At 73.4% G+C, this 24218-nt stretch carries 24 protein-coding genes, 1 tRNA gene and 1 other RNA gene; 13 read left to right on the forward strand and 13 right to left on the reverse strand.

Annotated elements, in window-relative coordinates:
* The first annotated feature begins 6 nt into the window (after window positions 1-6).
* The 3 genes from ABZK10_RS09810 to ABZK10_RS09820 all read left to right on the forward strand — a co-directional run bounded on the left by ABZK10_RS09810 (window position 7) and on the right by ABZK10_RS09820 (window position 2444).
* A complete protein-coding gene (locus ABZK10_RS09810) occupies window positions 7-834 on the forward strand; it encodes a hypothetical protein (RefSeq protein WP_353809005.1) in 828 nt (275 codons plus the stop codon).
* Window positions 834-1958: an o-succinylbenzoate synthase gene (menC, locus tag ABZK10_RS09815; RefSeq protein WP_353809006.1), complete on the forward strand. Its 1125-nt coding sequence runs from the start codon at window positions 834-836 to the stop codon at window positions 1956-1958. Before ABZK10_RS09810 ends, menC begins: the two co-directional genes overlap by 1 nt.
* Window positions 1959-2042: 84 nt before the next feature.
* Window positions 2043-2444: a DoxX family protein gene (locus ABZK10_RS09820; protein ID WP_353809007.1), complete on the forward strand. Its 402-nt coding sequence runs from the start codon at window positions 2043-2045 to the stop codon at window positions 2442-2444.
* Between the two features lie 21 nt (window positions 2445-2465).
* Here ABZK10_RS09820 and ABZK10_RS09825 read toward each other — a convergent pair whose 3' ends face one another.
* The 3 genes from ABZK10_RS09825 to ABZK10_RS09835 are packed head-to-tail and all read right to left on the reverse strand — an operon-like array spanning window position 2466 to window position 4095.
* Entirely contained in the window at window positions 2466-2759 is a 294-nt protein-coding gene (locus ABZK10_RS09825; RefSeq protein ID WP_353809008.1) for a YgaP family membrane protein, read from the reverse strand.
* A complete protein-coding gene (trxA, locus tag ABZK10_RS09830; protein WP_353809009.1) occupies window positions 2756-3136 on the reverse strand; it encodes a thioredoxin in 381 nt (126 codons plus the stop codon). Before trxA ends, ABZK10_RS09825 begins: the two co-directional genes overlap by 4 nt.
* 47 nt (window positions 3137-3183) lie before the next feature.
* Window positions 3184-4095, reverse strand: coding sequence for an aminoglycoside phosphotransferase family protein (locus tag ABZK10_RS09835; RefSeq protein ID WP_353809010.1), 912 nt, complete (start codon window positions 4093-4095; stop codon window positions 3184-3186).
* A 102-nt stretch (window positions 4096-4197) separates the two neighbouring features.
* Between ABZK10_RS09835 and ABZK10_RS09840 the strand changes: the two genes are divergently transcribed.
* On the forward strand, window positions 4198-4842 hold the full coding sequence (locus tag ABZK10_RS09840; RefSeq protein ID WP_353809011.1) for a GNAT family N-acetyltransferase: 645 nt from the start codon (window positions 4198-4200) through the stop codon (window positions 4840-4842).
* Window positions 4843-4851: 9 nt separating this feature from the next.
* Here the strand turns inward: ABZK10_RS09840 and ABZK10_RS09845 are convergent, their stop codons facing one another.
* On the reverse strand, window positions 4852-5475 hold the full coding sequence (locus tag ABZK10_RS09845; RefSeq protein ID WP_353809012.1) for a hypothetical protein: 624 nt from the start codon (window positions 5473-5475) through the stop codon (window positions 4852-4854).
* A gap of 183 nt (window positions 5476-5658) precedes the next feature.
* Here ABZK10_RS09845 and ABZK10_RS09850 point away from each other — a divergent pair, with 183 nt between their 5' ends.
* A complete protein-coding gene (locus ABZK10_RS09850; protein WP_353809013.1) occupies window positions 5659-6684 on the forward strand; it encodes a phosphotransferase family protein in 1026 nt (341 codons plus the stop codon).
* A gap of 374 nt (window positions 6685-7058) precedes the next feature.
* Here ABZK10_RS09850 and ABZK10_RS09855 read toward each other — a convergent pair whose 3' ends face one another.
* The 3 genes from ABZK10_RS09855 to ABZK10_RS09865 form a co-directional block, all read right to left on the reverse strand.
* Window positions 7059-7586: a hypothetical protein gene (locus ABZK10_RS09855; protein ID WP_353809014.1), complete on the reverse strand. Its 528-nt coding sequence runs from the start codon at window positions 7584-7586 to the stop codon at window positions 7059-7061.
* Window positions 7587-7673: 87 nt separating this feature from the next.
* Window positions 7674-7761 (reverse strand) — tRNA-Ser (locus tag ABZK10_RS09860).
* Window positions 7762-7855: 94 nt separating this feature from the next.
* On the reverse strand, window positions 7856-8506 hold the full coding sequence (locus ABZK10_RS09865; RefSeq protein WP_353809015.1) for an SDR family oxidoreductase: 651 nt from the start codon (window positions 8504-8506) through the stop codon (window positions 7856-7858).
* Window positions 8507-8591: 85 nt separating this feature from the next.
* Here ABZK10_RS09865 and ffs point away from each other — a divergent pair.
* The 4 genes from ffs to lepB all read left to right on the forward strand — a co-directional run bounded on the left by ffs (window position 8592) and on the right by lepB (window position 12861).
* Window positions 8592-8688, forward strand: an RNA gene (gene ffs, locus ABZK10_RS09870) — signal recognition particle sRNA small type.
* Window positions 8689-8748: 60 nt separating this feature from the next.
* A complete protein-coding gene (gene pta / locus ABZK10_RS09875) occupies window positions 8749-10887 on the forward strand; it encodes a phosphate acetyltransferase (RefSeq protein ID WP_353809016.1) in 2139 nt (712 codons plus the stop codon).
* Window positions 10884-12092, forward strand: a complete 1209-nt coding sequence (locus ABZK10_RS09880; RefSeq protein ID WP_353809017.1) for an acetate/propionate family kinase — start codon at window positions 10884-10886, stop codon at window positions 12090-12092. Before pta ends, ABZK10_RS09880 begins: the two co-directional genes overlap by 4 nt.
* A gap of 55 nt (window positions 12093-12147) precedes the next feature.
* Window positions 12148-12861, forward strand: coding sequence for a signal peptidase I (gene lepB, locus ABZK10_RS09885; RefSeq protein WP_353809018.1), 714 nt, complete (start codon window positions 12148-12150; stop codon window positions 12859-12861).
* A gap of 203 nt (window positions 12862-13064) precedes the next feature.
* Here the strand turns inward: lepB and ABZK10_RS09890 are convergent, their stop codons facing one another.
* Genes ABZK10_RS09890 through ABZK10_RS09900 form a run of 3 tightly spaced genes read right to left on the reverse strand, consistent with a single transcriptional unit; the run spans window position 13065 to window position 16365 of the window.
* Window positions 13065-14054 (reverse strand): NAD-dependent epimerase/dehydratase family protein, encoded by a 990-nt coding sequence (locus ABZK10_RS09890; RefSeq protein ID WP_353809019.1) that lies wholly within the window; start codon window positions 14052-14054, stop codon window positions 13065-13067.
* Window positions 14051-14980, reverse strand: a complete 930-nt coding sequence (locus tag ABZK10_RS09895; protein ID WP_353809020.1) for a bile acid:sodium symporter family protein — start codon at window positions 14978-14980, stop codon at window positions 14051-14053. Before ABZK10_RS09895 ends, ABZK10_RS09890 begins: the two co-directional genes overlap by 4 nt.
* Window positions 14977-16365, reverse strand: coding sequence for a flavin-containing monooxygenase (locus ABZK10_RS09900; protein ID WP_353809021.1), 1389 nt, complete (start codon window positions 16363-16365; stop codon window positions 14977-14979). Before ABZK10_RS09900 ends, ABZK10_RS09895 begins: the two co-directional genes overlap by 4 nt.
* 171 nt (window positions 16366-16536) lie before the next feature.
* On the opposite strand from ABZK10_RS09900, the gene ABZK10_RS09905 reads away from it, so the two are divergent.
* Together ABZK10_RS09905 and recR are read left to right on the forward strand one after the other, a co-directional pair.
* Window positions 16537-18912 (forward strand): DNA polymerase III subunit gamma and tau, encoded by a 2376-nt coding sequence (locus tag ABZK10_RS09905; protein WP_353809022.1) that lies wholly within the window; start codon window positions 16537-16539, stop codon window positions 18910-18912.
* 3 nt (window positions 18913-18915) lie between these two features.
* The gene (recR, locus tag ABZK10_RS09910) at window positions 18916-19512 is read left to right on the forward strand and encodes a recombination mediator RecR (RefSeq protein WP_353809023.1); all 597 of its coding nucleotides are present in this window, start codon (window positions 18916-18918) and stop codon (window positions 19510-19512) included.
* 35 nt (window positions 19513-19547) lie between these two features.
* Here recR and ABZK10_RS09915 read toward each other — a convergent pair whose 3' ends face one another.
* From ABZK10_RS09915 to ABZK10_RS09925, 3 genes are read right to left on the reverse strand one after another with little or no spacing between them, the layout of a single operon-like run.
* On the reverse strand, window positions 19548-20303 hold the full coding sequence (locus ABZK10_RS09915) for an ABC transporter permease (RefSeq protein WP_353809024.1): 756 nt from the start codon (window positions 20301-20303) through the stop codon (window positions 19548-19550).
* Window positions 20300-21031 carry an ABC transporter ATP-binding protein gene (locus ABZK10_RS09920; protein WP_353809025.1) on the reverse strand — a complete coding sequence of 244 codons (732 nt, stop codon included), beginning with the start codon at window positions 21029-21031 and terminating at the stop codon, window positions 20300-20302. The genes ABZK10_RS09915 and ABZK10_RS09920 overlap by 4 nt, the downstream gene beginning before the upstream one ends.
* A complete protein-coding gene (locus ABZK10_RS09925) occupies window positions 21028-21630 on the reverse strand; it encodes an acyl-CoA-like ligand-binding transcription factor (RefSeq protein WP_353809026.1) in 603 nt (200 codons plus the stop codon). The genes ABZK10_RS09920 and ABZK10_RS09925 overlap by 4 nt, the downstream gene beginning before the upstream one ends.
* 219 nt (window positions 21631-21849) lie before the next feature.
* Between ABZK10_RS09925 and ABZK10_RS09930 the strand changes: the two genes are divergently transcribed.
* Both ABZK10_RS09930 and ABZK10_RS09935 read left to right on the forward strand, forming a co-directional pair.
* Complete coding sequence (locus ABZK10_RS09930) at window positions 21850-23127, forward strand: aspartate kinase (RefSeq protein ID WP_353809027.1); 1278 nt, start codon at window positions 21850-21852, stop codon at window positions 23125-23127.
* Between the two features lie 11 nt (window positions 23128-23138).
* A complete protein-coding gene (locus tag ABZK10_RS09935) occupies window positions 23139-24203 on the forward strand; it encodes an aspartate-semialdehyde dehydrogenase (protein ID WP_353809028.1) in 1065 nt (354 codons plus the stop codon).
* Window positions 24204-24218 lie beyond the last annotated feature (15 nt).

Below are 24218 nucleotides of genomic sequence, written 5' to 3' on the forward strand. Positions count from 1 at the left end.
CGAGGCATGCCCACCGACGTCTCCGCCACCGAGGTGCTGCGCGCCGCCGTCGCGCACGCGGGGGCGGCCTGCGCGGCGGCCGGCGTCGAGGTGCACCCGGCGGCGCCATCCGACCTCGACGACGTCATCGGCGTGTTCACGACAACCTGGGGCCCCGGGCGCAGCCCGGACTGGCCGCACCTGCGCGCGATGCTGCAGGCGGGCGCGACCGTGCTGGTCGCACGCGACGCCGACGGCCCGGTCGGCGCGACCTACGGGTTCCTCGGCTGGAACGGCGGGCTGCACCTGCACTCGCACATGAACGCGGTGCTGCCGCGCGCCCGTGGGCGCGGCGCCGGGCTCGCGCTGAAGCTCGTGCAGCGCGCCGACTGCCTCGAGCACGGCGTCGACGAGATGCGCTGGACGTTCGACCCGCTGATCCGCCGCAACGCCCGCATGAACCTCGTGCGGCTCGGTGGCGAGGTGGTCGAGGTGCTGCCCGACTTCTACGGCGAGTTGCGCGATGCGATCTCGGGCACCGACCACAGCGACCGGTTCGAGGTGCGCTGGCGGCTCGCGTCGCCGCGCGTGCGTCGTGCGCTCGACCGGGTGCCGCCGCCCGCGTGGCACGGCGACACCGGCTTCGCACTCGTCGCCGACTACGAACGGCTGCGGGCGGATGCCCCCGCGGAGGCGGCCCGCCACCGCGACGCCGCACGCGAGGCCTTCGCCGCCGCCGTCGACGCGGGCCTGCGACCCGAGCTCGACGCGCCCGGCGACTACGTGTTCACCGCCGACGACCCCGACCGGGCCGCGGGCGCCGACGACGAGCCCACCGCTCCGGAAGGATCCTGATGCGCATCGAACAGGTCGAACTGCACCGGGTGGCGATGCCGCTCGTGCGCCCCTTCGAGACGTCGTTCGGCACCCAGGTGGCGCGCGACGTGCTGCTGGTGCACGTGCGCAGCGACGTCGGCGAGGGGTGGGGCGAGTGCGTCGCCGGCGCCGACCCGCTGTACAGCTCGGAGTACGTCGAGGGGGCTGCGCACGTGCTGCGCACCTACCTCGGGCCGGCACTGCTCGCGCAGGAGGAGGTCACCGCGGAGTCGGTCGCCGAGACGCTCGCCTTCGTCGCGGGCCACCGCATGGCGAAGGCCGCACTCGAGGCCGCGGTGCTCGACGCGCAGCTGCGCGCCGAGGGCATGTCCATGGGCACCTACTTCGGCGCGGAGCGCGAGTGGGTCGACTGCGGGGTCTCGGTCGGCATCGCCGGTTCGGTCGACGAGCTCCTCGACGAGGTCGCCGGGTACGTCGAGGAGGGGTACCGCCGCATCAAGCTCAAGGTGAAGCCCGGCTGGGACCTGCTGCCCGTGAGCGCCGTCCGCGAGGAGCTCGGGCGCGACCGCATGCTGCAGGTCGACGCGAACAGCGCGTATCGGGCGGTGGACATCCCGCTGCTCGCCGAGTTCGACGCGTTCGGCCTCGTGCTCATCGAGCAGCCGTTCCCCGAGGAGGACATCGCGACGCATGCGGCGCTCGCCGCGGAGATCGACACGCCGGTGTGCCTCGACGAGTCGATCCTCGACGCCGACGTCGCGCTCGACGCGATCGAGCGCGGGGCGACGAGCGTGGTGAACATCAAGGCGGGCCGCGTCGGCGGCTACCTCGAGGCGGTGCGCGTGCACGACCTCTGCCGTGCGGTCGAGGTGCCGGTCTGGTGCGGCGGCATGCTCGAGACCGGCGTCGGTCGCGCGGCGAACGTGGCGCTCGCCGCGCTGCCCGGCTTCACGCTTCCGGGCGACACGTCGGCGTCGCGCCGCTACTTCGCCGACGACCTCACCGAGCCGTTCGAGCTCGGCACGGGGGAGCACCGCGGGCAGCTGCGCGTGCCCGACGGACCCGGCACCGGCGTCACGGTGCGCGAGGACCGGTTGCGGGAGTGGGCGATCATGGATCCGGAGGTGCTGCGCCGCAGCTGAGGCGCACGCACGAGGCATCCGGATTTCTGCATTCACTGCAGATTCACGGGTTCACTCGGCGGGGTCGGCTGCTTGACTGGGTGCATGGCCCAGACGAACTCGGTTCCCCGCACCATCGCCCGCGTGCTCCTCGGGGGCATGCTCGTGTTCGCCGGCGCGACCCACCTGACGGTCGCCCGCGAGGAGTTCCGCGCCCAGGTGCCGCCCTGGGTGCCCATGGACGCCGACGGCGTCGTGGTGGCGTCCGGCGTCGCCGAGATCGGCCTGGGCGCGGCCCTGGTCGCACTGCCGAGGGAACGTCGGCGCATCGGCTGGGCCACCGCCGCCTTCTTCACGGCGATCTTCCCGGGCAACATCGCCCAGTACGCCGAGCGGCGCGACGGGTTCGGGCTCGACACCGACCGGAAGCGCTTCGTGCGCCTCTTCTTCCAGCCGGTGCTCGTGGCGTGGGCGCTCTGGTCGACCGGGGCGCTCCGCCGCGGCTGAACCGCCCGGGCGCGGCCGCGTTCAGCGCCGGGCGCCGGCCTCCTCGAGCAATGGCTGGCGCGCCTCGGGGTAGCCGAGGGCGTTCGGCTCGACGTCGCGCCCCATGCGCAGCAGGTCGTCGGGGCACCAGCCGGTGATCGCGCCGATCGCGAGCAGCACCGCGCAGATCGCCGCGGGCACCGCGCACCAGGCGTTGGGCCAGAGGCTCACCGCCACGGCGGCCACGAAGCCCGCGCCGACGCCGCGCAGCAGGCGGTCGAGCGGCCGGGCCGCGCAGCGGGTCGTGCGGAGCGCCCGGCCGACGCGCGAGGTCACGCCGTCTGCTCGCGCTCGGCGCGCGCCGACTCCACTTCGGCCCGCACGGCGTCCATGTCCAGCTCGCGGACGCCGGTGATGACCTGGTCCAGCTGCGCCGCGTTCAGCGCGCCGGGCTGGGCGAACACGATGATCCCGTCGCGGAAGACCATCAGGGTCGGGATCGACGTGATGCGGAAGGCGGCCGCCAGGCCGCGCTCGGCCTCGGTGTCGACCTTGCCGAAGACGATGTCGGGGTGCTGCTCGGCGGCGCGTTCGAAGACGGGGGCGAAGGCGCGGCACGGGCCGCACCAGGCCGCCCAGAAGTCGAGCAGGACGATGTCGTGGTCGCGGATGGTCCCGGTCAGGTCGGCTTCGGTGATCGTGGTCGTGGGCATGTCGACGAGTGTACCAGATACCCCGGGGGTATAGATTCGGACCGTGCTCAGTCGGCGTCGAGCACCGTCGCCGCGTGTGCGCCGATCGCCGCCACCGTGGTCGCATGGGCGGGGTCGTCGTCGAGCGTGAACCAGGTGGACGACAGGGCGCACCACGCCACGACCCAGCGCAGGATGCGGCGCGGGCGCAGCCCCGAGGCATCCGCCACCACCTTCAGGGTCGCCTCCAGCCGCCCCCGGGCGAGGGGCACCACGAGCCCCGGGTTGCAGAACACGTTGCAGTACTCGAAGGCGCGATCGCCGAGGAGTCCCTTCGGGTCGATCGCGAGCCAGCCCGCGGCGCCGAAGTCGAGCACGTTGCCGTGGTGCAGGTCGCCGTGCAGCGCGACCACGTCGCGCTGGCGGTCGAGCAGCTCCGCGGCGAGCGCGGCCCCGCGGCGGTGGAACGGGCCCAGCGTGTCGGCCTGCGCCGTCAGGTCGCGGAACCAGCGGGAGAGGGGCACGAGTCGCTCGCCCGCGGCGTCGCGCACGGCTGCGGATGCCCCGTGCAGGCGCGCGGCCGTCGCGCACAGCGCGCGCGTGGCCGCCTCGTCGCGCCCCGACTCGACCATCGTGACGAGGTTGCGCCCGCCAGTCGCGCGCACGAGCAGCAGCGCTTCGTCCTCGATGCGCAGCACCGCGGCGGCGCCGACCCCGCCCCAGGCCGCCAGCACGTGCGCGCCGCGCCGCTCCTCGTCGGTGCGGCTGAGCTTCAGCATCGCGACCCGGCCGTCCTCGGTGCGCACGGGCAGCAGGCGACTCGTGCGGGTCTCGATCGGCAGGCCGTCGGCCGCGAGCCGCCAGCGCTCGAGCCACGGCTCGAGCACGGCGTCCGCACGGCGCACCGGGGAGCCGGCGAGTCGGCGCAGCGTCGCCGCGCCGACCGAGGTCGGGCGCATGGGCGAGGGGGTGGCCGCCATGTGGCCAGTATCGCCCCCGAACGGCACCTCGGGCGCCCGCCGTCCCGATTCGTGGGATTCGTGCCCGTGGGACATCCCCGCGGTCCGTGCGAGGATCGATCGATGAGCGAACCCGCCTCGGCCCCGCGCCCCGCGCTGCGGATCCGCGCCTACCGGCCCGGCGACCGCGCCGACGTCGCGGACGTGTGCGTGCGCACGGCGCTCGCCGGCGGCGATGCCCGCGGGGCGTACTCCGACGACGCGCTCATGCCCGACGTCTACGCGCTGCCGTACCTCGCCCACGATCCGGGCCTCGCCCTCGTCGTCGACGACGGCGAGCGCGTCGTCGGGTACGTGCTCGGCACGGCCGACACCGACGCCTTCGTGCGCTGGTGGCGGGTGGAGTGGCTGCCCGGCTTCGACGCCCGCCACCCGGAGCCCGCCGCGCCGACCCGGCGTGCGCCGGCCTACACGGAGTCCCAGCTCGTGGCCGACGGGCGGAACCCGGAACGCATGCGCATCCCGGAGCTCGACGCGTACCCGGCGCACCTGCACATCGACCTGCTGCCGGAGGCGCAGGGGGGTGGGCTCGGGCGGCGGTTGATCGATGCGTTCCGCGAGCTGCTCGCCGCGCGCGGCGTGCCCGGCGTGCACCTGTCGATGGACGCCGCGAACGCGGGCGCCCGGGCGTTCTACGACCGGCTCGGCTTCATCGAGCTGCCGTCGAGCCGGCCCGATGCGCCGTTGCTCGGCATCGCGACGCGCTAGCGTCGCCGCTCAGCCGCGCCGCGGTCGCTTCTCGAACCAGTACAGGAGCTCGGGCCGCGTCGTGCGCAGCTCGTCGAGGGTGAGCGGCTCGTCGTGCCGGCGCTCCGGCACCTCGAGCGTGGGTGCCACGACGTCCATGGCCGACGCCTCCCAGAAGTCGCCGCGCATGCGCACCAGCGCCCGGCCGTCGCGGTCGACGACGAACAGCTGCGGATTCGTGTCGAGCGTCGGGCCCGCGTACAGGTCGAGTCGCACGACGTGGTCGATGTCGCGTCGCTGCGCGTGACGCAGCGAACCGAAGAAGCCGCGCTCGGTGATGCCGGTGGAGTCGACCCAGATCGCGACGCGGTGGAACATCAGCCACACCGCGGACAGGCCCAGGGTCACGATGGCGGCCCCCAGCGCGATCGGGCGCCAGTCGCCCTCGGGCAGCGTCGTCCAGAGCAGGACGCCCACGACCGGGATGCCGATGCCGACGACCGGGGTCGTGATGCTCCGTATCACCGCGGACTTCGGGCGCAGGGTGCTGACCCGCACGGGGCGGTCGTCGCCGGCGAGTCCCGGGTCGGAGGCGGGTGCGGCGGAACGGTTCGCGAGCTCTGCGCGTGCGGTCCCGGCGCCTCCGTCATCCATGCGTTCGATCCTGATGGAACGCGGGTGCCGACCGCTATCCGCATTAAGGGGGACAGTCGCCCTCGCGCCCGGGCGCGCCGGGCCGGGCGGGGGTCGGCGTCGGCGCGGGGAGGCCGCGCGACGCGGCCGCTGCTAGGCTCGCCCCGCCGGTCCCCGGCCGCACCTGACGAGGGGACGGGCTCGATGGAGAGCATCACCAAGAACCGCCAGCCGATCTCCGTGCTGCGCACCCTCGTCGAGCGCGCCTTCGGCCACGACCGCGTGCCGGCCGGCGACGACTTCGCCGACGAGATCACCGAGGGGTGGTTCAACGTCGCGTACCGCATCACGCTGCGCGACGGCGAGCGCGTGGTGCTGAAGATCGCCCCGCCCGCGGGCGTCGCGGTGCTCACCCGCGAGGTCGGCATGATGCGCGCCGAGCTCGAGGCCATGCGACTGGTCTCGACGCGGACGTCGGTGCCGGTGCCACGCATCGACCACGTCGACCTCTCGCACGACGTGGTCGACGCGGACCTGTTCTTCATGGAGTACGTCGATGCCGAGAACTTCGGCCTCGCGGCCGAGGCCGGTCGGCTGGATGCAGGGGTCGTCCGGGCCGCGACGCGCGAGCTCGGTGCCCTCAACCGCGAGATCAACTCCGTCATCGGCCCCCACTTCGGCCCGCTGCTCGGCCCGGGGCACGCGACCTGGCGCGAGGCGTTCACGACCTTGGTCGAGGACACCCTGGTCGACGGCGAGCGGGTGGGCATCGACCTCGGCCGGCACCCCGACGACCTCCGGGCGGTGCTCGACGCCCACTCCGGCACGCTCGACGCCGTCACCGTGCCGCACCTGGTCGAGGTGGACCTCTGGGCCAAGAACTCGATGATCCGCGACGGGCGCATCGTCGCGGTGCTCGACCACGAGCGCGCCATCTACGGCGACCCGCTGATGGAGGCGGGCCTCACGGGGCTCGACATGCCCACGTTCGGCGACCCGTCCGACTTCATGGCCGGGTTCGGCATCGACCGCCTGACCCCCGACGAGCGGACGCGCCGGCGCCTGTACTCGCTGTACCTGGCGCTCATCATGGTCGTCGAGACGAAGTATCGCGGGCACACCGACACGCAGGTCTACGACTTCGGACGGCGCGAGCTCGACGCGCTCATGGGGCGCTTCGGCGCGCTGCAGCCCGCAACATGGCGACGTACGGGGGGAGATGCACCGTGAGCGTCGTCCAGAACACGTCGTCGTTCATCGAGCGATCGCCCGCGTGCGACACCTCGATCCGTACGGGCTCGTCGGCGGCCGTTGACTGAGAGCTGGGCGACGCGGGTCGTGGCGACGATCCGTGGCTGTCCGATCACATGCCGTACGACCCCACGGAGGACGGAGCGCGGGGTCTCCACGCTCGTGGGCACGCGCCTCGCGCCGGGGGAGACGATCTGCACGGTGGTCGTGACCGACGACGACGACCTGATCGCACGAGGGCACCCGCTCGTCACGCTGCGCCGCCCGAGCAGGCTGGACATGGACGAGTTCCTGGCTCGGTTCCACCGCGGGGAGCGCGTGGGCTCAGCTGACTCGGACGCCCGGAACGCCGATCACTGCAGCACGCTGCAGGACCATGCGAAGTTCTGGAACGACTTCTCCACCTCGGCGATCGTCTTCCCCATGATGGGTCCGGACGACAACGACAGTTGGGCGGTGACGGTGGCGGAGCCGCTCTCGACGATTCCGGTGACGGACGCGCCGAACGTGCCGTCGGCAGTGCCGTCGGCCTGCACCGTGGTCGTGTAGGACCGCGTGTTCGCGGTGAAGGTGCCGAGCACCCAGCCCGCAGGGCTCGTGGTCGACAGGCCGCCGTCGCCCGTGCGCGTGAACAGCATCGTGACGGTGGCGCCCACCGGAGCCGACGACAACTGTGCGGCGAACGACGCGGTATTGCCCGAGCCGCAGGCGGCGACCACCTGGCCGCTGGGGAGGGGCTCGCTGGCCGCGAATGCAGGCGCGGTAACGGCGACGGCGACCGCCGGGATCGCCCATGCGGCGGACGTCACGACTCCGCGACGCGAGAGGGACGGGGTGGTGGGCTCGACCTCGACCTCGTCGGGGGAACACGAGTTGTCCATGCGGGCAGCCTAAGGTGACGTGCACGCCGACGGAAGGAGTACGACGTCCACGCGACTCAGGTGTCACCTCTGTCGCGACTCATCACATGGCGGAGGATAGGGGATTCGAACCCCTGAGGGCTTGCACCCAACACGCTTTCCAAGCGTGCGCCATAGGCCACTAGGCGAATCCTCCAGGGCGGGCGTGAACCCGGCCGCAGATCATCGTACCCGACACCGGCCGCCGAGCCCGCATCGGGCGGATCGGGGCCGGACGCGCGGCGGGCCGCCTACCGCAGCGCCGCGACCGCGTCGCCCACCGGCGTCTCGCCCGACACCAGGTCGAACTGCCAGCGCACGCCGGCTCCCGAGGTCAGCAGCTCGGCGATCACCGCGGCGACGTCGTCGCGGGGCACCTCGCCGCGGGGAAGCGACTCGCCGATCTCGACGCCGCCGGTCGCGGGCTCGTCGGTGAGGCGGCCCGGGCGCACGATGGTCCAGTCGAGGTCGGTGTCGCGCAGCTGCGCGTCCGCCTCGCTCTTGGCCTGCAGGTAGATCTGGAAGATGTCGTCGGAGCCCGCCTCGTAGCGGTCGGCGCTCATGGCCGAGACCTGCACGAGCCGGGGCACGCCCGCCTGCACGGCCGCGTCGGCGAGCAGCACGGATGCGTCGCGGTCGACCGTGCCCTTGCGCTCGGGCGTGCTGCCCGGCCCGGCGCCCGCGGCGAACACGGCGGCGTCGGCGCCGTCGAGCACGCGGGCGAGCGTGTCCTGGTCGGTCGCCTCGAGGTCGAGCAGCACGGGCACGGCGCCCGCGGCGACGACGTCGGCCTCGTGGTCGGGGTTGCGGATGAGGGCGACCGGCTCGTGCCCGGCGTCCGCGAGACGACGCTCGAGGAGCAGGGCGATCTGGCCGTGGCCGCCGGCGATGACGATGCGCATGGGCCCCAGTCAACGTCGCGGGCGGATGCTCCGCAAGGGCCTCCGCCCGCGGCGAACAGCACGCCCGGGCTCGGGTAGACTGTTCTCCGGCTCCCCGCGTGGCGCCATCCAGGCCAACTCCCCCAGGGCGGAGACGCAGCAAGGGTAACCGGGCTCTGGCGGGTGCGCGGGGAGTCTTCGCATGTCCGGGCGCCGTCGGCCCGTCGCTGTCGGCCGGCGACGATCCTCCGTAGGCTGGGGTCGTGGCGCACAGCATCTTCATCGGTTCGGCGGAGGGCAACACCGGGAAGTCGACCATCGCGCTCGGCGCGGTCGACACCCTCAGTCGGCGCGTGGGCAGGGTCGGGGTCTTCCGGCCGGTGGCCCGCTCCACGAGCGAACGCGACTACGTGCTCGAGCTGCTGCTCGCCCACGAGGCCGTCGACATCTCGTACGACGACGCGATCGGCGTGCGCTACGACGACGTGCACGCCGACCCCGAGCGCGCCCTCGCGACGATCGTGAGCCGGTTCAAGGCCGTCGAGGCGCGCTGCGACGCGGTCGTCATCGTCGGCTCCGACTACACGGACGTCGGCAGCCCCACCGAGCTCGCCTACAACGCGCGCATCGCCGCGAACCTGGGCGCCCCGATGCTGCTGGCCGTCGGCGGACGCCTCCCGCAGGGCACCGACGACGGCGAGCGCCTCGGCTACGTGCACGCGCGCACGCCCGACGAGGTCGCCCAGCTCACCGAGCTCGCCCTCGAGGAGCTGCATGCGGAGCACGCGACGCTCCTCGGCATCATCGTCAACCGCGCCGACCCCGAGCGCCTCGAGGAGCTGATCGCGGCCGTGCGCGAGGTCGTCGGCGCCGCGGCCGACCCCGCGGTGTGGGCGATCCCGGAGGACCGCTACCTGGTCGCCCCGACGATGGGCTCGATCATGGCCGCCGTCGACGGCACGCTGTACGCGGGCGACCCGCAGCTGCTGAACCGCGAGGCCCTCGGCGTGGTCGTCGCCGCGATGAGCCTCGTGAACGTGCTGCCCCGGCTCATCGAGGGGTCGGTCGTGGTCGTGCCGGGCGATCGCGCCGACGTGCTGCTCGGCGTCCTCACCGCGCACGCGTCCGCGACTTTCCCGTCCATCTCGGGCATCGTGCTGAACGGCGGGTTCGAGCTGCCCGAGCAGATCGAGCGGCTCGTCGACGGCCTCCACACCGACCTGCCCATCATCCGCACCGGCCTCGGCAGCTACGACACCGCGGTGCGCATCACCCACACCCGCGGCAGGCTCGCCGCCGAGTCGCAGCGCAAGCGCGATACCGCACTGCGCCTGTTCGAGCGCCACATCGACACCACCGAGTTCCTCGATCGACTCGACGTCAGCCACGCCGACGTCGTGACGCCCCTGATGTTCGAGTACGGGCTGCTCGAGCGCGCCCGGCAGGCCGACAAGCACATCGTGCTCCCCGAGGGCGACGACGACCGCATCCTGCGCGCCGCCGCGACGCTGCTCGCGCGCGGGGTGGCGCGCCTGACCATCCTGGGCGAGTCGATCGAGGTGCGCTCGCGCGCGCTGAGCCTCGGCCTCGACATCGCGGGCGCCGAGGTCGTCAGCTCGCACGACGCCGTGCTGGGCATGAAGTTCGCCGAGGAGTACCACCGGCTGCGGCAGCACAAGGGCATGACCCTCGAGCGCGCCCGCGAGCGGGTCACCGACGTGTCGTACTTCGGCACGATGATGGTGCACCTCGGCCTCGCCGACGGCATGGTCTCGGGCGCCGCGCACACCACCGCGCACACGATCAAGCCGTCGTTCGAGATCGTGAAGACCAAGCCCGGCGTCTCGGTCGTCTCGAGCGTGTTCCTGATGGCGCTCGCCGACCGCGTGCTCGTCTACGGCGACTGCGCGGTGAACCCCGACCCGACGGCCGAGCAGCTGGCCGACATCGCGATCTCCTCGTCGCAGACGGCCGCGCAGTTCGGCATCGACCCGCGCGTGGCGATGCTGTCGTACTCGACCGGCACGTCCGGCGCGGGCGCCGACGTCGACAAGGTGCGCACCGCGACCGCGCTGGTGCGCGAGCGCATGCCGCACCTGCCCGTGGAGGGGCCGATCCAGTACGACGCGGCCGTCGACGTCGCGGTCGCCGCCAGCAAGCTGCCCGACTCCGAGGTCGCCGGCCGCGCGACGGTCTTCATCTTCCCCGACCTCAACACGGGCAACAACACCTACAAGGCGGTGCAGCGCTCCGCCGGCGCGGTCGCGATCGGCCCGGTGCTGCAGGGACTGAACAAGCCGGTCAACGACCTCTCGAGGGGGGCGCTCGTGCAGGACATCGTGAACACCGTGGCGATCACCGCGATCCAGGCCGCGGAAGCCGACCTCCCGGTGACGTCGTGAGCCCGATCCTCGTCGTCAACTCGGGTTCGTCGTCGTTCAAGTACCAGCTGATCGACGTCGAGGACTCCGCGACGCTCGCCTCGGGACTCGTCGAGCGCATCGGCGCCGACACCGGCGGCCACGCCCGGCACTCCGTGCACGAGGCATCCGGCGCCGTCTCCACCACCGAGCTCGAACGCGAGATCGCCGACCACACCGCGGGCTTCGGCGTGATGCTCGACGCGTTCGCCGCGCACGGCCCGTCGCTCGACGCGCACGCGCCGATCGCGGTCGGGCACCGCGTCGTGCAGGGCGGCGCGCGGTTCTTCGAGCCGACGATCATCACCGAGCTCGTGCGCATCAACATCGACGAGCTCTCGGCGCTCGCCCCGCTGCACAACCCCGCCAACCTGGCGGGCATCGTCGCCGCCCAGCGCGCGTTCGCCGACGTGCCGCACGTCGCCGTGTTCGACACGGCGTTCCACCAGACCTTGCCGCCGGCCGCCTACACGTACGCGATCGACGCGGAGGTCGCCGAGAAGCACCGCGTGCGCCGGTACGGCTTCCACGGCACCTCGCACCGCTTCGTCTCGCGGCACGCGGCGGAGTTCCTCGGCAGGCCGGTCACCGAACTGAAGCAGATCGTGCTGCACCTCGGCAACGGCGCGTCGGCGTGCGCGGTCGACGGCGGCCGCTCGGTCGAGACGAGCATGGGCATGACCCCGCTCGAGGGGCTCGTGATGGGCACCCGCTCCGGCGACATCGACCCGGCGGTGCTGCTGCACCTCTCGCGCCGGGCGGGCATGTCCGTGGACGAGCTCGACACGCTGCTCAACTCCCGCAGCGGCATCCTCGGCCTCTCGGGCCACTCCGACATGCGCGACCTGCACGACGCGATCGACGCGGGTGACGAGCGGTCGCGCGTCGCGTTCGACGTCTGGGCGCACCGGATCCGCGGGTACGTGGGCGCGTACGCGGCGCAGCTCGGCCGGGTGGACGCGATCGTGTTCACCGCGGGCGTGGGCGAGAACGACGTGCGCGCGCGGGCCGCGGTGCTCGAGGGCCTCGAGGGCTTCGGAGTGGTGCTCGACCACGAGCGCAACGCGGCCCGCGGTCGCGGCGCGCGGCGCATCTCGGCCGACGACTCGCGCGTCGAGGTGCTCGTGGTGCCCACGAACGAGGAACTCGAGATCGCGCGCCAGGCCTACGCGGTCGTCACCGACTGAGGGCGCGGGTGCGCGGATGCTCCGCCGGGAGCGTCGCATGCCATAGCGTGTTGCCGTGGAGCGCAGCCGACGAGACCGCATGCGACGGCGCCGTCGCGCCGACGAGTCGACGAGCCGGCTCCCGTTCTGGGTGGGTCCGGCCATCGCGCTCGTGCTGGTGCTGCTCGTGCAGGCCCTGGTCGTGAAGCTGTACTCGGTGCCGAGCGGCTCGATGGAGCAGACGCTCGACGTCGGCGACCGCATCCTGGTCGAGCGGGTCGTGCCCGCGCCGCCGGAGCGCGGCGACGTCGTCGTGTTCGAGGCGACGCCGGAGTGGGGGAGCCTCGGCCCCGTGACCGATCCGATCGACGGCGTGCTGCGCGTGATCGGCACCGTCACCGGACTGGGCCCGGGGGCGCCGTACTCCCTCGTGAAGCGCGTCATCGGGCTGCCGGGGGAGGAGGTCGCCTGCTGCGACGCCGAGGGGCGGGTCACGGTCGACGGCGAGCCGCTCGACGAGCCGTACGTGTTCGAGGACCCGGCCTTCGAGCCCGGCACGCTCGACTGCACGACCGAGCAGCGCTCGCTGCGCTGCTTCGGCCCGGTCGTGGTGCCGGAGGCGTCGCTGCTCGTGCTGGGCGACCACCGCGGTGCGTCGTCGGACTCGGTCGTCGCGTGCCGCGGCGCGCCCGAGGGCGCCGACTGCGCCCGCTACGTGCCCGAGCAGCAGGTCGTCGGCATGGCCTTCGCGCGCATCTGGCCGCTCACCCGCATCGGCCCGATCGACTGACGCCCGCCCGCCCGATTCCAGACCCGTCGAAATGCTGCACTCTCGCGCGCGGAAGCGCAGTTCCTTGACGGGTCTCGGAGTCCGAGCCCGTGTGCGCATATCCGATTGTGCACTGAGGGCCGTTTCTTGGCCGGAGGGCGATAGGTACGGCCCTCAGCCCAAGAAACGGCCCTCAGGCGAGACCCGCGAGGTCGATCCGCCGGTCAGGCGGGAGCGGCGAGCCGCTCCGCGCGCGCGACGAGGTACGCGTCGAGCGCCTCGCGACTCGTGCGCGCCGGCACGTAGCCGAACACGTCCTTCAGGGCGTCGTTGGCGAGCACAGGCCGGTAGCGCAGGAACGCAAGCTGCTCGGGGCCGTGCACGGTCATGCGCATCGCGTGCCCGATGCGCAGGCCGACCGACAGCAGCCACGCCGGCACGCGGCGCGTGCGCTTGCCCATCGCGGCGGCGATCTCGCGCACCGTCACGACGCCGTCGCCGGCCACGTTGTACGCCCCGGCGGGCCCGCCGTCGGCGACCGCATGCACCATCGCGCCCACGACGTCGTCGACCCACGCGAACACGAACGGGCTCGCCGCACCGCGGATCTCGAGCGGCCGGTCGGCCTCCCAGAGCGCGGTGATCTGGTTGCCCACGGTCGGCCCGAGGATCGTGCCGATGCGGAAGATCACCTGCTCGAGCTCGGGGTGCGAGACCCGCGCCTCGGCGAGCATCTCCTCGACGAGTCGCTTGTGCCGCGAGTACGGGAACGTGTCGTTGCCGCGGAGCGCATCGGTCTCGCGCAGCGGCACCGGGTTGTCGGCGTGGTAGCCGTACGCGGCGCCGCTCGACGAGACCACGAGCCGCCGCACGCCGGCCTCGACGCACGCGTCGAGCACGTGACGCGAGCCGGCCACGTCGACCGCGTACTCCTGCTCGACGGTGGTGGAGGCGCCCGGGTTCACGATCGACGCCAGGTGCACGACCGTGTCGATGCGGTGGTGCGCGAAGCGCGCGGCGATCGTGCCGTCCTCGGTGACGTCGCCGTGCTCGACGACGACGCCGGCGATCGGATGCCTCGGAGGCCGCAGGTCGCCCGACACGACGAGCTCCACGCCGGGGTGCGCGGCGAGCGCGGCGACGACGTTCGAGCCGAGGAACCCGCTGCCGCCGGTCACGTAGACGCGACGCCCGCCGGGAGCCGTCGGGCTCACGCGGTCACCTCGGCCGCGGCATCCGCCTGCTTCCGCTTCGTGTGCCGCGCCCAGAGGCCGGCCACGACGAGGCCCGCGACGATGTCCCAGATGCCCCACCAGCCGGCGACGATCGCCATGCCGCCGAGGCCGCCGAAGAACGTGAAGACGAGGCCCAGGCCGAGGCCCGCGTTGCGGATGCCGACCTCGAACGTGATGGCCTTGCGCTCGCGCACCGCGAGGCCGCCTACGCGGGCGCTCGCGTAGCCGATGCCGAGCGCGATGGCGTCGTGCAGGGTCACGGCGAGCAGCACCACGCCGATCCACGCGATGAAGTACGAGAAGTTGCCGACGAGCGCGGCGACGATGAAGCCGAGCAGGCCGGCGAGGCTCACCCAGCGCATGGTGGGCTGCACCTTCGCCGCGAACCTCGGCCACACGGTGCGGATCGTGAGGCCGAGCGCGAACGGCAGCCCGATCACGAGCAGGATCTCGAGCATCATCTGCCAGCCGTCGAGGCTGACCGCGCGCATCAGCTCCGAGCCGGTCGGGTGCAGGTTGCCCCAGAACGACAGGCTGAGCGGCAGCAGGAAGATGTAGAGCACGTTGGCGACCGCGGTCATCGAGACGCTGAGCGCCACGTTGCCGCCCGAGCGGTAGGTCAGCACCTGCGAGACGTTGCCCGGCGGGCAGCACGCCACGAGGATCATGCCGAGCGCGATCGAGCCCTGCACGTTCAGCAGCAGCGTGAGCCCGAACGTGATCGCCGGCAGCAGCACGATCTGCGCGATGAGCGCGACGATCATCGGCTTCGGGGCCTTCGCGACGGCGCGGAAGTCGTCGATCGAAGTGTCGAGCGCGATGCCGAACATGATCAGCCCGAGCACGACGCTCAGCGCGACGAGCGAGCCCGGCGCGAAGTTCAGCATGACGTCGTCGATGTTCACGCGCGCGCTCCCGTCGTCTCGGGGGCGGTGGTGGCGGATGCCGCCGAGCCGGACGGCCCGCCCGGCGCATCCGTCGTCGCGGCCGGCGCCTCGCCGAACGCCGCCAGCGAGCGGCGCACGACGCGGCGGTACGCGTCCTTGTTCACGTAGTACGACATGCGCTCGAGCGCCAGGTAGCGGTACCCGCCGGTGAGGTCGGGCCACGGCCCCGAGGCATCCGCCCGCAGCTTCGCGGCCTTGAGCGGGTCGCGCGCGTCGGCGGCGAAGTACGCGGCCACGAGCTCGGCCTGCTCGGCCCGGCCCTGCCAGCCGATGCCGGATGCCTCGATCATGCCGAGCACCGCGAGCCCGTTGAAGCTCGGCGGGAAGATGTTGAGGTACAGCCTCGGCGAGAAGCCCTCCCAGTTCAGGTCGGCGCGGTCGACGAACGGGTAGTCGAGCGTGTAGCCGGTCGCGAGCATGACGAGGTCGTAGTCGCCGTGGGTGCCGTCGCGGAAGTGCACGCGCTCGCCGTCGAACCGCTCGATGTCGCCCCTGATCGAAAGGTCGCCCTGGCCGAGGTGGTTGAGGATCAGCGTGTTCACGATCGGGTGCGACTCGTAGAGCTTGTAGTCGGGCTTCGGGAACCCGTACCGGGTCGGGTCGCCCGTGAACGCGCGCAGCACCGGGGTGTCGACGGCCTGCTTGATGCGCGCCGGCAGCGGGCGGCCCTGGTTGAGGGTGTCGCTCGGCTTGCCGAACAGGTAGCGGGGCACGAAGTAGTAGCCGCGGCGCACGCTCATGTCGACGGATGCCGCGCGGTGCACGGCGTCGACCGCGATGTCGCAGCCCGAGTTGCCGGCGCCGATGATGAGCACGCGCTTGCCCTCGAAGAGCTCGGCGTGCTTGTACGCGCTGGTGTGCAGGATCTCGCCGGTGAACTCGCCCGGGAAGCTCGGCACGTTCGGGTGCGCGAGGGTGCCGTTGGCGATCACGACGCCCGTGTACTCGTCGGTGGTCTCGCCGTCGGGGCCCGTCGCGTGCACGAGCCAGGTGCCGTCGGCCGTGCGCTCGACGCGGTCGACCCGGGTGTCGAAGCGGATCAGCCCGCGCAGGTCGAAGTGGTCGGCGAAGTCGTCGAAGTAGCGGCGCAGCTCGCGGTGGCTCGGGTAGTCGGCCGTCGAGCGCATCGGGAACTCGGCGAACTCGGTGGTCGTGCGGCTCGAGATGAGGTGCGCCGACTCGTACATCGTGCTGCGCGGGTTGTCGATGTTCCAGAGCCCGCCGACGCCGTCGGACGACTCGTAGCCGGTGACGTCGAGGCCGCGGCGCTGCATCGCGCGGAGGCCCGCGAGGCCCGATGGTCCGGCGCCGATGACGGCGTAGCGGGGGGTGCTGGTCGGCATGGGTGGTGCTCCTTCGTACCCGCGGCGCCGATCGGGGTACGCGGCGACGCGCCCGCACAGCATACGCGAGCGCCGCTCGGGATTCGAACCTCCGACGGACGGCTGGGGACGCCGTCGGCGGGCTGCGGGGAACCCGGCCGGGCTGTCGGATGCGCCGACTAGTCTGGACGCGTGGTCACCGCCCTCTATCGCCGCTACCGGCCCGAGACGTTCGCCGAGATGATCGGCCAGTCCCAGGTGACGGAGCCGCTGATGACCGCGCTCCGCGCCGACCGGGTCAACCACGCCTACCTGTTCAGCGGTCCGCGCGGCTGCGGCAAGACGACCTCCGCACGCATCCTCGCGCGCTGCCTGAACTGCGCCGAGGGGCCGACCGACACCCCGTGCGGCACGTGCCCGAGCTGCGTCGAGCTGTCCCGTTCGGGGGGCGGCTCGCTCGACGTCGTCGAGATCGACGCGGCCAGCCACAACGGCGTCGACGACGCCCGCGACCTGCGCGAGCGCGCGGTGTTCGCCCCGGCGCGCGACCGCTACAAGATCTTCATCCTCGACGAGGCGCACATGGTCACCCCGCAGGGCTTCAACGCGCTGCTGAAGCTCGTCGAGGAGCCGCCCGAGCACGTCAAGTTCATCTTCGCCACGACCGAGCCCGAGAAGGTGCTCGGCACCATCCGCTCGCGCACGCACCACTACCCGTTCCGCCTCGTTCCGCCCGGGCCGATGCTCGAGTACGTGCAGCAGCTGGCCGAGAGCGAGCACGTGCAGGTCGACGCCGGTGTGCTGCCACTGGTCGTGCGGGCCGGCGGCGGGTCACCGCGCGACACGCTCTCGCTGCTCGACCAGCTCATCGCCGGCTCCGAGGGCGACCGCGTCGACTACGAGCGCGCGGTCGCGCTGCTCGGCTTCACGCACGGCGCGCTGCTCGACGAGGTCGTCGACGCGATCGGCGCACGCGACGCGGCGGCGGCATTCGCCGCGGTCGACCGCGTCATCCAGACCGGACAGGACCCGCGCCGCTTCGTGGAGGACCTGCTCGAGCGCCTGCGCGACCTCATCGTCGTGGCCGCCTCCACGCCCGAGGCCGCCGCTGCCGTGCTGCGCGGCATCCCCGAGGACGAGATCGCGCAGATGGGCCGGCAGGCCGCCGCCTTCGGCCAGGCCGAGCTCTCGCGCACCGCCGACATCGTGAACGCGGCGCTCACCGAGATGACCGGCGCCACCTCGCCCCGGCTGCACCTCGAGCTCATGCTCGCGCGCACCCTGGTGCCGTCGAGCGACGACAGCTCCCGCGGCGCGCTCGCCCGCGTCGAGCGTCTCGAGCGCCGGGTGGGGGTGACGGATGCCCCGGGCGGCGACGCACCCGTCGCCGCGATGCCCACGGCCGCGGCGCCCGCCGCGGCACCGCCCGTCGCCGCTCGTCCCGCCGCGACCGCACCGGCGACGCCGGAACGCGCCGCCGGGCCCGCCGTCGCCGATCCCGCCGCCGCGTCGTCCGCCCCGGCAGGGCCGAAGACCGCCGCGCAGCCCGCCGCGGCCGAGCCTCCGACCCCTGCGCCGGCGCCGAAGCCGACCGGTCCGGTCACGGTGCAGCAGATCCGCGACGCCTGGCCGGAGGTGCTCTCGGCGGTGCAGGCCGTGCGCCGCAGCGCGTGGATGGTGCTGTTCACGGCGCAGGTGCGCGAGTTCCGCGACGGCCGCGTACTGGTGCTGGGCTTCCCGAGCCAGTCCGACGTCGAGCAGCTCAAGCAGCAGGCGGCGCCGGGCCAGGGCGTCGGCGACCTGCTCAAGCGCGCCGTGCACGACCAGCTCGGCGTCGAGGTCGCGCTGATCGCCCGCGTCGACGGCGCCGACGACGCCGCACCGGCCCGCGATGCCGGGCGGCCCGCAGGGGACCGCGGTTCCGCCGCGGCACCCGGCACCGACAGCGCGGAGCCGGCAGCGTCGGGGCCCCGCGACGCCGAGCCCGCCGGTGCGCGCGTCGCCGAGGCGCGTGCGGCCACGAGCACCCGTGCCGAGCGCACCGCACCGAAGTCGGCGCCGCCGAAGTCGGCGCCGCCGAAGTCGGTCCCGCCGACCTCGGTCCCGCCGACCTCGTCCGAACCCACGTCGGGCCCGCCCGCTCCGCGGTCGAGCGCCCCCGCGGCGCCCGTGGACTCGTGGGACGTCGTGCCGATCCCGAGCGACGACGACGTGCCGCCGCCCGACGACGAGGAGCCCGCGCCGCCGCCCGAGGAGATCGCTCCGTCGCGGGCGCCCGCCGCGCCGGTGAGCGCTGGTCCGTCCGGTGCCGCCGCCGCGCCTGCGGACGACGGCAGCCCCGAGGCATCCGCTCCCGCGCGTTCCCGGCCGGCCCCGAGCGAGCCCGCCGCGGCGCCCGCGCCGGAGGCTCCCGCCCGTTCGACGCCGGTCCGCCCCGCGGCATCCGCCCCCGCCACCCGCGGCGGCGCCCAGCGCTACGGCGAGGCGGTCGTGCGCGAGGTGCTCGGGGCGACCTTCCTCGAGGAGGAGCAGCTCCGCGACCCGCGCTCCGGCGTCGAGGGGGGCTGACCCGTGTACGAGGGCATCGTCCAGGACCTCATCGACGAGCTCGGCCGGCTGCCCGGCATCGGGCCGAAGTCGGCGCAGCGCATCGCGTTCCACATCGTGCAGACCGAGAGCTTCGACGTCTCGCGGCTCGCCGAGATCCTCACCGAGGTGCGCGACAAGGTGCGCTTCTGCGAGATCTGCGGCAACGTCGCCGAGCAGTCGACGTGCGCGATCTGCCGCGACCCGCGTCGCGATCCGGCCGTCATCTGCGTGGTGGAGGAGGCGAAGGACGTCGTCGCCATCGAGCGCACCCGCGAGTTCCGCGGCCGCTACCACGTGCTCGGCGGCGCGATCAGCCCGATCGACGGCATCGGTCCCGAGGAGCTGCGCATCCGCCAGCTCATGGAGCGGCTCGCCGACGGCGTCGTGCAGGAGGTCATCATCGCGACCGACCCGAACCTCGAGGGCGAGGCCACCGCGACCTACCTGAGCCGCATGCTGACGACCCTCGGCATCCGCATCACGCGCCTCGCCTCGGGCCTGCCGGTCGGCGGCGACCTCGAGTACGCCGACGAGGTCACCCTCGGCCGCGCCTTCGAGGGCCGCCGCGTCATCAGCTGAGGCATCCGCCCGCTGCCGCGGGCTCCCGCCCGCAGTCAGCGGTCGAGCTGCAGGCGGTGCCAGGCGAGCGCGGTGAGGGCACCGAAACCCAGGGGCACGACCGCGACGAGCGCGAGCTGCGCGCCACCGACGGTGCCGGGCTCGATCGCCCACAGCGCGGGCGCCGTGAACGGGAACCAGCCGCCGACGCCGGCGACGGCCATGACCTGGCTCACGACCACGATGCCGATCGTCGTGGCGATGCCCGGCAGCAGCCCCCGCCCGAGCGTCGCGGCCCACGCGGCGGGCGTCGCGATGCACCCGGTGAGCACGCCGAGCAGCAGCTGCCTGCCCAGGGCGGCGGCGGATGCCCCGTCGAGCGCACCGGCGCCGGTGAGCGCGCCGACCGCCCAGACCGCTGCGACGAGCAGCACCGAGGTCGCCGCGACCCACGCGAGGTGGACCAGGAGCTTCGCGAGCGCGATCGCCGCGCGCGGCACCGGCAGCGCGAACAGCCCCGGTACCGTGCCGTCGGCGAACTCCCGACCGAAGACCCAGCTGAGGGCGACGCCCATCGCGACGAGTGCGCCGGCGCTCGTGACCTGGGCGGCCATCGCGGTCACCGCGGCCCAGCCCTCGAGCCCGGCCACCTGGCCGAGCTTCGCGACGACCTGCGGGTCGCCCGCGCGCACGGCGAGCGTCATGCCGCCGACGATGAGCGCGAGCCCGGCGACGACGAGCAGCGTCGTCCAGCGCAGCACCCGCGACGCGAGCGCCTTGCGCACCTCCGCGTGCAGGGCGATGCCGATCACGACGCACGCTCCGCGTCGTCGGCGAGCACGAGCTCGAAGAACGCGCGCTCGGGGTCGTGGCCGCCCGGCGCCATCGCGCCGATGATGCGCCCCGCGTTCATCACCGAGATGCGGTCGGCGACCCGCGCCACCTCGTCGAGGTGGTGGCTCGAGACGAGGATGCCGGCGCCGGCGTCGGCACGCCGGCGCAGCGCCGAGCGCAGCAGCAGCACGCCCGACGGGTCGAGGCCGTTGCCCGGCTCGTCGAGCACCACGACGCCGGGGGAGTGCTGCAGCGCGGCCGCGAGGCCGACCCGCTGCCGGTTGCCCAGCGAGAGGCGGCGTGCCCGCACCGAGGCGTAGCGGTCGAGGCCGAGTTCGTCGAGCACCGCCGCGACCGTCGCGGAGACGGCGCGGCGGGGCACCGCGTGGAGCCGGGCGGCCAGCTCGAGGTTCGCCCGCGCGGTGAGCTCGGGGTAGGTCGGCGGCGTCTCCACGAGGTGGCCGACGCCGGCCCACGCCCGCGCCGCGACCTCGGGGAGCGGCACGCCGCCCAGCAGCACCTCCCCGTCGTCGGGCCGCAGCATGCCGAGCAGCAGGCGCATCAGCGTGGTCTTGCCCGCGCCGTTCAGCCCGACGAGCGCGTGGATCTCGCCCGGCTCGACGCGGAGGTCGACCCCGTGCACGCCCGCACCGCCGCCGAACTCGCGGCGCACGCCCCGCGCCTCGAGCGCCGCCCCGGCGGTCACGACCCCGCCGCCTCAGGCTGCTCGAGCACGTCGAGCGCCCCCAGTACCGCGTCACCGAGGGTGCCGTCGTCGGCGTCCGCCCAGGCGAGGAGCGAGGCGAGCAGCGCCGCCATGACCGCAGCCGCCGCGATCCGCGCGACCACCGGGTCGGTCGTGCCGGGCGGTGTCGCCAGCGCCTCGGCGATGGCCTCCTCGGTCGCGGCGGTGTTGCCGCGCATCGCGGCCTGCAGGCTGGGCGTGCGCGCGGCGATGCGCAGTCGCCGGCGCACCTCGCCGGTCTCGGGCTCCGGCAGCGCGCTCCAGGCCTCGCGCACGCCGTGCGTCGCGCGCAGCACCGGCGGCAGCGCCGCGGGAGCGGCCGCGACGTGCCGTGCGATCACCGGGTCGTACGGATCCTCGACGAGTGCCCGCTCCTTCGACGCGAAGTGCCGGAAGAAGGTCATCTCGGTCACGCCCGCCGCCGCGGCGATCTGCGCCGCGGTCGTGGCGTCGTACCCCTGCCGCTCGCAGAGGTCGAGGGCCGCCTCCATCAGTCGTCGCCGGGTGCGCGCGCGTCGCCCGCCCGCATCCGTCGCCCTCGGGGGCATCCGCTCGCTCACCCGCCAAATGTTAGTCACTCACATTCCTGCCCGCAAGTTCCCGGGACCCGTCGACCTCCTGCGTACCCAGCGCTGGGAACGCCGGACGTCGACGGGTCCCGCACCGGGCCGCGGGCGTCCCCGCGCGCCGTCGTCACATGGGCGGGGGCGCATCGAGGCGCACGTATGATGGATCCGGCGAAATCCCGCCGTCGCAATCCACCCGGGAGTACCAGCACCGTGAGCCTGATCGTGCAGAAGTACGGCGGGTCGTCCGTCGCCGACGCGCAGAGCATCAAGCGCGTGGCGAAGCGCATCGTCGAGACGCGCAAGGCCGGCAACGACGTCGTCGTGGCCGTGTCCGCGATGGGCGACACGACCGACGAGCTGCTCGACCTCGCCAACGAGGTCACCCCCATCCAGGCGCCCCGCGAGCTCGACATGCTGCTCACCGCGGGCGAGCGCATCTCGATGGCGCTGCTCGCCATGGCCATCAAGGCGATGGGCTACGACGCCCGGTCGTTCACCGGCAGCCAGGCCGGCATGATCACGGATGCCACCCACGGCGCCGCCCGCATCGTCGACGTCACCCCGGTGCGCCTGCGCGAGGCGCTCGACGACGGCTCGATCGTCATCGTCGCGGGCTTCCAGGGCTTCAGCCGCGACACGAAGGACATCACGACCCTCGGCCGCGGCGGGTCCGACACGACCGCCGTCGCGCTCGCCGCGGCGCTCGACGCCGACGTCTGCGAGATCTACACCGACGTCGACGGCATCTTCACGTCCGACCCGCGCGTCGTGCCGCTCGCGCGCAAGATCGACCGCATCACCAGCGAGGAGATGCTCGAGCTCGCGGCGTCCGGCGCCAAGGTCCTGCACATCCGCGCGGTCGAGTACGCCCGGCGCCACGGCGTGACCCTGCACGTGCGGTCGTCGTTCAGCAACAACGAGGGCACCATCGTCTACGACCCGACGAGCCTGCCCGAAGGAGAGGTTCCCATGGAACAGCCGATCATCTCCGGCGTCGCCACCGACCTGAGCGAGGCCAAGATCACCGTCGTCGGCGTGCCCGACGTGCCCGGCGCCGCCGCGAAGATCTTCCGCATCGTCGCCAAGACCAACGCCAACGTCGACATGATCGTGCAGAACGTCTCGGCCGCCGCGACCGGCCGCACCGACATCTCGTTCACGCTGCCCAAGCCCGAGGGTCAGGGCGCGCTCACGGCGCTGCGCAACGAGCAGGCCGAGCTCGGCTTCGAGAGCCTCCAGTACGACGACCAGATCGGCAAGCTCGCGCTCGTCGGCGCCGGCATGCGCACGAACTCGGGCGTCTCGGCGAAGCTCTTCGAGGCGCTCTACGAGACCGGCATCAACATCGAGATGATCTCCACCAGCGAGATCCGCGTCTCGGTCGTGACGCGCGCAGACATGGTGAACGAGGCCGCGCGCGCCGTGCACACGGCGTTCGGGCTGGACAACGAGATCGAGGCCGTCGTCTACGCCGGCACGGGCCGCTAGGAAGGCATGACATGGGTGACACCACCGCAGTGAACATCGGCGTCGTCGGCGCGACCGGCCAGGTCGGCGCGGTCGTGCGCCGCCTGCTCGAGGAGCGCGACTTCCCGGTCGCGACGATCCGCTACTTCGCATCGGCCCGTTCGGCCGGCACGACCCTGCCGTTCCGCGGCGAGGACGTCGTCGTCGAGGACGCGGCGACCGCCGACCCGACCGGCCTCGACATCGCCATCTTCTCGGCCGGCGCCACGCTCTCGAAGGCGCAGGCGCCGCGGTTCGCCGCCGCCGGCGTCACGGTCATCGACAACTCGTCGGGCTGGCGCATGGACCCCGAGGTGCCGCTCGTCGTCAGCGAGGTCAACCCGCACGCGATCGCCGAGGCGCGCAAGGGCATCATCGCCAACCCGAACTGCACCACCATGGCCGCGATGCCGGTCATGAAGGCACTGCACGAGGCCGCGGGCCTCGAGCGCATGGTCGTCTCGACCTACCAGGCGGTCTCCGGCGCCGGCCTCGCGGGCGGCGAGGAGTTGCTCGAGCAGGCGAAGGCCGCGCTCGAGCAGGACACCATCGGCCTCGTGCACGACGGCGCCGCGGTCACCATGCCCGAGCCCGTGAAGTTCCCGAAGCCGATCGCGTTCGACGTGGTGCCGCTGGCCGGCTCGATCGTCGACGACGGCGACGAGGAGACCGACGAGGAGAAGAAGCTCCGCAACGAGAGCCGCAAGATCCTCGAGCTGCCGGGCCTGCGCGTCGCGGGCACCTGCGTGCGCGTGCCGGTCTTCACCGGGCACTCGCTCTCGATCGCGGCCGAGTTCGCCAACCCGATCACGCCCGACCGTGCGCGTGAGCTGCTGGCGGATGCCCCGGGCGTCGCGCTCTCCGACGTGCCGACGCCGCTCGAGGCGGCCGGCACCGACCCGTCGTACGTGGGCCGCATCCGCCAGGACCAGTCGGCGGTCGACGGCAAGGGCCTGCTGCTGTTCATCTCGAACGACAACCTGCGCAAGGGCGCGGCCCTGAACGCCGTGCAGATCGCCGAGCTCGTCGCGGCGAGCCTGGTGCCCGCCGGGGCGTAGCCGCGAGCGGCGCGG

This window comes from Agromyces sp. SYSU T00194 (assembly GCF_040496035.1).
In the GTDB taxonomy this organism is placed as follows: Bacteria; Actinomycetota; Actinomycetes; order Actinomycetales; family Microbacteriaceae; genus Agromyces; species Agromyces chitinivorans.